We start from the raw sequence: 6,530 nt of genomic DNA, 5'->3' as shown, positions 1-6,530 counted from the left end.
ACTTAAACTATGAAAGATGGCGAGCCGTGTACATCGAGAGGTGTAAGCACGGTTCTGGAGGGGGTTACGCCAAGACCACGGACGAAAGGAAGTATGGCGTGGCGTTTCCTACCTTATGAACTCTATACCATGATGCGCTACCTGCAATATGACCTGTTAAAGTCCAGCGGCCTGGAGCATTTCGATAGCTGGGCGGCAAACTTTGGCGAAACCACCACTGCCCTTGAGTTGGCCCCGGAGGGAACCGGCTTTCGCAGTAAAACCCGGTTCGCAAAGTTTTTCAATCTTCCGGAACTCATGGCCATGTGGCGGGAGGCCGCTGACATTCAAACGGCGGATATGCTGCGACTGCCGGTTCCGGAGGCGGAGAAAATCACCGAAGTCACCACCCCCAGCGACTTCCAGCGGGATTTGGTGGCCGACCTGGGAGAACGGGCCGAAGCAGTACGCAATCGTGAGGTGGAGCCACGCGAGGACAATATGTTAAAAATCACCTCGGATGGCCGTAAACTTGCTCTGGATCAGCGATTGTCTGACCCGACGCTGCCGGACGATCCGGAAAGCAAGGTCAACACCTGCGTCCGGAATGTGTTGCAGGTATGGCGGGATACGGAGAAAATCAAGGGGACGCAGCTTGTATTCTGCGACCTGTCCACCCCAAAGGGGGACGGTTCCTTTAATGTCTATGACGATATGAAGCAAAAGCTGATGGCCCAGGGCGTACCGCCGGAGGAAATCGCCTTTATCCATGACGCAAAGACAGAGGTTCAGAAAGCGGAACTTTTCTCAAAGGTACGGAAAGGCCAGGTGCGTGTGCTGCTTGGCTCCACGGCAAAAATGGGCGCGGGCACCAACGTCCAGACCCGTCTTGCTGCGCTGCACCATCTGGATTGCCCCTGGCGGCCTGCCGACATTGAGCAGCGCGAAGGTCGTATCCTGCGGCAAGGGAATATCAATAAAACGGTCAAGATATATAAGTACGTTACGGAGAATACCTTTGACGCGTATAACTGGAGCATTTTGGAGAACAAGCAGAAATTCATCGGCCAGTTGATGAGCGGCAAAAATCCCTCCCGTTCCTGTGAGGACGTGGACGAAGCCGCTTTAAGCTATGCCGAAGTCAAGGCCCTGGCTTCCGGTGACCCGCGCATTATTGAGATGACCGATCTGGACAGCCAGGTGACGAAGCTGAAACTTCTGAAAGCCAACCATGAGGGACAGCGGTATCAACTGGAAGATCAGTTGATTCAGTTTTTCCCGAAAGCAATCAGCCGCACACAGGAACAGATCACGGGATTGGAACAGGATTTGGCCGTCGTTCAGGCCCACCCTCTGCCGGATAAGGAGCATTTCTCCATTACGGTGGCAGGCCAGACCTACACAGAGCGCAAGGCCGCAGGTCAGGCCATCATTGATGCCTGTACGAAAATGACCGATGTTGCGGAGCGGGTGCCCCTGGGCGAGTATCGCGGCTTTCCCATGACCCTATGGGCCGATACTTCCACACAGAAATTCCAGGTGACAATGAAGCACAGCCTTTCCCATACGATTGAGTTGGGAAGCGACCCGGTGGGCAACATCGCCCGTCTGGAAAATGCTCTGGCCGCCATCGCGGATCATTTGGAGCAGAACCGTGGTAAGCTGGAAAACCTGAACGCGCAAATGGAAGAAGCAAAACTGGAAGTGAAGCGTCCCTTCCCCCAGGAGCAGGAATTGGCTGAAAAGACATCCCGCCTGAATGTGCTGCGGATTGCTCTGAATATGGATGGGAAATCCACTGGCAAGCGGGAACGGGACAAAGAGGAACTGGACGGAGGAAAACCCTCTATCAAAGGAATGTTAAAACGCCTTGGGGTTGAAGCTGCGGCTACCGCTTCCACCCCACAAAAAGGCAAGGATATGGAGGTGGCAATCTGATGAAACCACGCAGTGGGCGCACCATTCCGCTTTACTTCAAGGTGTCGCCGGAGGAAAAGAAAATCATTGAGAAAAAGATGGCGCAGCTTGGTATTCACAACCAGCGGGCCTACTTACGGAAAATGGCGGTAGACGGGTATGCGGTGCAGGTGGATATGTCCGACTTCAAAGCCCTGGTGTCCCTGCTGCGAAACTGCGCCAATAACTTAAACCAGATCGCCAAACGGGTGAACAGCACGGGCAATCTTTATCAGGAGGATGTAGCCGACCTGCAGGAACGATACCGGGAACTTTGGGGCGCGGTCAGTACCCTCCTGGGAAAACTGTCTGATTTGTGAATCACGCCTTTACTTTCGCGCTTTAATGTGATATAGTGAGCCTGTAAACAGCTTCAAAGGAGGTCGCGCCCTATGAGAATACTTCTGAAAATTTTGCTATTCCCTGTTGTTCTTGTTTTGACGGTTCTGGTGGCCTTCTGCCGCTTCGTCTGCCTGTTCTCCGGTATGATACTCGGTATCGTGGCGGTGCTGCTGTTCCTGATCGGGCTGCTGGTGTTGTTTGCCGGTCGGGTGGATGGCTTTGTCGGGTTTATGATACTGGCATGGCTGGTCAGTCCCTACGGCTTGCCGATGGCAGCTTCCTGGCTGACAGAGCGGGTGGCCGACTTTAACCGGATGTTAAAATCAATCTAATCCATGTTCCATTGGGCGCAGTTCTTTTTATGAGGGCTGCGCCCCTTTTTAATATAAAAAGCCTATGCAACTCGTTCACACAGATTGCATAGACTTAAAATTCAAATAAACCCCGAGTAATCGGGGCAGGACGCTACTACTAAACAATAATTCCAACAAAAATGCTCCAAAAGAAACAAACGCTAAAACATCATTTATCATAGACATCCCCCCTCGAATACTTGCTACTGTTTTATGTCCTCGATTATACAAATAGCATACACCATTTCTGGCTCCGGAGCAGGACAAAGTCAGTGTATCACAGTTTTAAGTAGTTTTCAATATGTTTCATATATGAGTGAACTGAATATAAGCAGCGCTTGTTCTTTTTCCCTTTCAGCGCAATCAACGCTCGTAAGGAAGCATAACCATATATGTCAATCAAAAATTGAAGAATCCACTTGTTTAACTTATTCTTGTTGACAAATAAGACACCATACTTATATAGAGAAGAATATTCGCTAAGTTGAAGTAATGCCTTTTCAGTTTCTGGCATCAGTTCTAACTTTGGATATGTTCTATAAACATGACATTCTTCGTTTAAAATGAGATTTTTGGCAACACTTGTGTTTGTGGTGATGAACGCAACTCGTTTAAATTTGGCTCCAGTAAAGTCAGCGTCTTTTAGATTACAGTTGCAAAATACTACATCCTCTAAAACTGCATTTCTAAAAGAACTCTTTTTCAAGTTTGAATTCAAAAAATCAACACCTAAACAATGTGAACTACTAAAATTACAATAAGTTAAAGAAGATGCCTGCCAACGTACATTATGAATATTCGCTTTTTTATAGGAGGTTCGGTAAATGGTTGCTTTGTATGTATAGTGATTTGCGACTTCTGTTATTGGCCGAGGACAACGAATTAGTGTAAGATAAGTTGGTTTTCCCATTTTTATCCTGATTTCCCTGCGCTGTTTAGCTTTTTCTGCTCGTTTCGCCTTACGATTCTTTTTTCCTTTTCCCATAATTATATCACCTGTCCTTAGCCCTTATTTTAATGCAATTTAATAACACTGTCTATTCTAATTTCAAAACATAACTACAGTATGAAAGGAGGGCCAGCAGATGGCAATTTCAAAAATCAAACCGCGCCACGCCAGTGAAGGGCGGAGTATTGCGGCAGTCTTGAAAGACCGGATTGACTATGACAAGAATCCGGATAAGACAAAAGGCGGGCTACTGGTGTCCTCCTATCAGTGCGGCGCAGATACCGCATGGCAGGAATTTGCTCTCAGCAAGCAGATCTATGAAGCGGAAACCGGCCGGAAACGCGCCCCGGAAAACGATGTGATTTCCTATCTGATTATCCAGTCCTTTAAGCCTGGGGAAATCACGCCGGAGGATGCAAACAAGCTGGGGTATCAGTTGGCTTTAGAGTTTACCGGCGGGCAGCACCAGTTCCTTGTTGCTACCCATGTGGATAAAAAGCACATCCACTGTCACATCGAATTTAACAGCACTACTCTGGATTGCACACACAAATTCAATAATTACCGGAATACCTACCAGACGATCCGGAAAATCAATGACCGATTATGCCGGGAACACGGCCTGTCTGTGATTGAACAGCCAAAAGAAAAGGGCAAACACTATGCAGAGTGGGCGAACGCACGGCGCGGTACAAGCTGGAAGGATAAGCTGCGCCGGACGATTGACCGGGTGCTGCCTACGGTGTCCAGCTATGATGAATTTCTGGCGGCCATGCGCCGGGAAGGATATGAGATTCAGACCACACGGAAAGCATTGAGTTTTCGTCTGGCCAGCGAGGGGCAGGAACGGTTTACCCGTGCAAAAACGCTGGGAGCCGACTACACGCCGGAGGCCATAAAAGAGCGCATTGGACAGCCTGTAAAACGCCCACGCCGGCGAGCCGCACCGCTTCAAAAGAATGGGCGGGTCAATCTGCTTTTGGACATTCAGAGCCGCTTGCAGGGACGCGGGCCAGGTTATGAACGCTGGCTGAAAATCCACAACCTGAAGGAAGCGGCGAAAACGCTGAATTATCTGACCGAGCATAACATCACGGACTATGATTTACTGGCAGCACGGACCGCTTCCGTATCAGAGAATTTTGAAAAAACGGCAACGGCTATCAAGCAATACGAACACCGGATGGAGCAGATCGCTGATCTGAAAAAGCACATCATCAATTATGCGAAAACACGCGACACCTATGTGGCCTACCGGAAAGCTAGCCCCAGGGAAAAGGCACGGTTCCGGGCAGCCCATGAAGCGGAACTGCTTTTACACGAAGCTGCCAAACGAGCCTTTGATGAATTTGGAGAAAAGAAGCTGCCGACGGTCAAGACCTTACAGGCGGAATACAACGACCTGCTGGCGAAGAAAAAGGCCGCCTATGAAGATTATAAGCGGCTTAGGAAAGAGAACCAGGAATTGCAGACGGTGAAAGCCAATGTGGACGCACTGTTAAGGATTGAGCAGGTGCAGGAGTACCAGCAGGAGAAAGAAAACAATCAGGAGCAGGGCCGGTAAAACCGCTTTGCGGGTTTGCCGCCTTGTCTGCCCAAAAGGAAAAGCCGGGGGCTGTGTCAGGGGTGCGCGAAGCGCATTTATTTACCCTTGACGCGGCCTCCGGCTTTTGCTATGCCTCCGGCAGAGAAGCGTCCTTTTGGACGCGCAAGCCACCATGCCCCGTATGGTGTTCGGCCCGCACATTTTTGTCGGGCCGGGGGTTTGGGGAACCCCCCAACAAGCGGGAAAGGATATTCCTTTCCATTGCTTGCAAATTACTACCCATAAAGAAAGCTCCTACCCAAAAAGTGCGTTCTTGTGAGTAATGAAACCTCATGTTACCATTCAAATAAATACACCAAAAGGGGATGTTTAAAATGAACGATATTGAAATAGGGCCGATTCGTCCACCTTCTGAGAGTAACAGCTTGCTCATTCGTGTAACGCGAGGATGTCACTGGAATAAATGTTATTTTTGCGGATTATATAAATCCATGAAATTTTCCATGCGTCCAATAGAGGATATAATCAGCGATATAAAAGTACAATCAGAACAGCGCAGTAACCAACGGTACAAATCCTGTTTTTTACAAGATGGAGATGCCTTGGTATTGAAAACAGAGTATCTGCTAAAAATTCTGGATGCCCTGCATCACTACTTTCCCGCACTGGAGTCCGTCACTACTTATGCCCGCGCTGACAGTATAACGCGCAAATCTCTATCAGAACTGAAACTGTTACGGGAATATGGTCTGAACCATCTGTATTGCGGGATGGAAACAGGATCAGACCGTGTTCTTCAGCTCGTCAATAAAGGCTTTGATTCCAATACAGTTATACAAAGCGGCTGTCTGGCGAAAGAAGCAAATATGACATTATCGGAATTTATTTTGCTGGGAATTGGTGGGAAAGAATACTCCGAAGAAAATGCACGAAAAACAGCGAATGCACTCAACATTATACGGCCCGATTTTATCCGTGTTCATGCTACTGGTTTTAAGCCAGGAACGATGATGTGGCAGCTTATCCAAGAGGGGACTATTTCGCTGCAATCGGAGGAAGAAATCGTTCGGGAGCAACGGTTGTTTTTACAGTGTCTGAAAGAGATGAACAGTTACTATGTGAACGAACATATTGTAAATCTGCTTTTAGAAGTGAGGGGCAATTTACTCTCAGAGAAAGATCAGATGCTTTCAGACATCGACCGCTTTCTGAGCCTCCCACCAGAGGAACGATTGTTATTTGCCGTAGGTCGTAGGTTTAATGTATTCTTCTTTTTGGACGATCTGAAAAAGTCGGAGCTGCGCAGTCAGGCTCGATTATATATGGACGAAATCAAAAAGAAAGATCCCAATGTGGATTTTGCATTCCTGTGCAATTATGTACGACAGTCCCAGATATAAAAAGA

Annotated in this window: 5 protein-coding genes and 1 pseudogene; 5 read left to right on the top strand and 1 reads right to left on the bottom strand. The window is 48.3% G+C overall.

The annotated features are described in order from the left end of the window. Positions 1–117: 117 nt before the first annotated feature. The 3 genes and pseudogenes from WGC32_RS11725 to WGC32_RS11715 all read left to right on the top strand — a co-directional run. Positions 118–1,917, top strand: a pseudogene (locus tag WGC32_RS11725) (helicase-related protein); the annotation flags it as partial. Next, positions 1,917–2,255, top strand: a complete 339-nt coding sequence (locus WGC32_RS11720) for a plasmid mobilization protein (RefSeq protein WP_087221645.1) — start codon at positions 1,917–1,919, stop codon at positions 2,253–2,255. The pseudogene WGC32_RS11725 and the gene WGC32_RS11720, both read left to right, overlap by 1 nt. Positions 2,256–2,327: 72 nt before the next feature. Then, positions 2,328–2,609: a CD1845 family protein gene (locus WGC32_RS11715; protein ID WP_087221643.1), complete on the top strand. Its 282-nt coding sequence runs from the start codon at positions 2,328–2,330 to the stop codon at positions 2,607–2,609. A 298-nt stretch (positions 2,610–2,907) separates the two neighbouring features. On the opposite strand, the gene WGC32_RS11710 is transcribed toward WGC32_RS11715, so the two are convergent. Next, on the bottom strand, positions 2,908–3,615 hold the full coding sequence (locus WGC32_RS11710; RefSeq protein WP_087221641.1) for a pentapeptide repeat-containing protein: 708 nt from the start codon (positions 3,613–3,615) through the stop codon (positions 2,908–2,910). Between the two features lie 100 nt (positions 3,616–3,715). Between WGC32_RS11710 and WGC32_RS11705 the strand changes: the two genes are divergently transcribed. After that, positions 3,716–5,143 carry a relaxase/mobilization nuclease domain-containing protein gene (locus tag WGC32_RS11705; RefSeq protein WP_087221639.1) on the top strand — a complete coding sequence of 476 codons (1,428 nt, stop codon included), beginning with the start codon at positions 3,716–3,718 and terminating at the stop codon, positions 5,141–5,143. Positions 5,144–5,499: 356 nt separating this feature from the next. Then, on the top strand, positions 5,500–6,525 hold the full coding sequence (locus WGC32_RS11700) for a radical SAM protein (RefSeq protein WP_342682148.1): 1,026 nt from the start codon (positions 5,500–5,502) through the stop codon (positions 6,523–6,525). Positions 6,526–6,530: the final 5 nt, after the last annotated feature.

The organism is Zongyangia acetica, from assembly GCF_038739695.1.
Taxonomy (GTDB): domain Bacteria; phylum Bacillota; class Clostridia; order Oscillospirales; family Ruminococcaceae; genus Zongyangia; species Zongyangia gallinarum.
Note: the sequence above shows the minus strand (reverse complement) of the source record. Positions and strands in the feature narration are given on the sequence as shown.